Annotated in this window: 1 protein-coding gene and 1 pseudogene; one reads left to right on the top strand and one right to left on the bottom strand. The window is 71.0% G+C overall.

Annotated elements, in window-relative coordinates:
* A partial coding sequence (locus tag A9Z05_RS37430; protein ID WP_256121822.1) for a (Fe-S)-binding protein occupies positions 1–316 on the bottom strand: 316 nt, incomplete at its 3' end.
* Positions 317–445: 129 nt separating this feature from the next.
* Between A9Z05_RS37430 and A9Z05_RS37425 the strand changes: the two are divergent.
* Positions 446–563 (top strand): annotated as a pseudogene (locus A9Z05_RS37425) (GntR family transcriptional regulator); the annotation flags it as partial.

Raw genomic sequence — 563 nt, 5'->3', positions numbered from 1 at the left:
CGGGATCGTCGGCGAACAGCGCCGGCCAATGGTGCCGGATCATGCCCGCGCACGAACCGGACGGCACGATCACCGGCCACGGTTGCGCGAACAGGTCGAGCTGCGCGGCCGCGACGCGGCGCGCTTCGTCGGGATTGCCGCTGCTGTAGGCCGGCTGCCCGCAACAGCTCTGGCCGCGCGGATAGTGGACGGTCAGCCCCTCGCGTTCCAGCAGGCGGATCGCGTCGAGCCCTGCTTCGGGGACGAACAGGTCGACCAGGCAGGTCGCGAACAGATAGACGTGCGCGGGGGCGGTGGGGTAAGGCCGTGGATTCATGTCTCGCTCCAGAGGCGACGGCCCGGCGTGCGGAGCGTCGATTTCGCTGCATAATTCCCCCGTCCGCGCCGCAGCTCAAATTGGTTGGGCCAATCGGGGGCGGCACGCATTCCGCGAGGAGACGCGACGATGGCGGCGATGACGGCACGGGGCCGGACCGAAGTGGTGATGCGCAAGATCGAGACGGCGCTGCTCGACGGCACGTGGCCGGCCGGCGCGCGGCTGCCGGCCGAGCGCGTGCTCGCGC

The organism is Burkholderia sp. A2 (assembly GCF_001729305.1).
In the GTDB taxonomy this organism is placed as follows: Bacteria; Pseudomonadota; Gammaproteobacteria; order Burkholderiales; family Burkholderiaceae; genus Burkholderia; species Burkholderia sola.
Note: the sequence above shows the minus strand (reverse complement) of the source record. Positions and strands in the feature narration are given on the sequence as shown.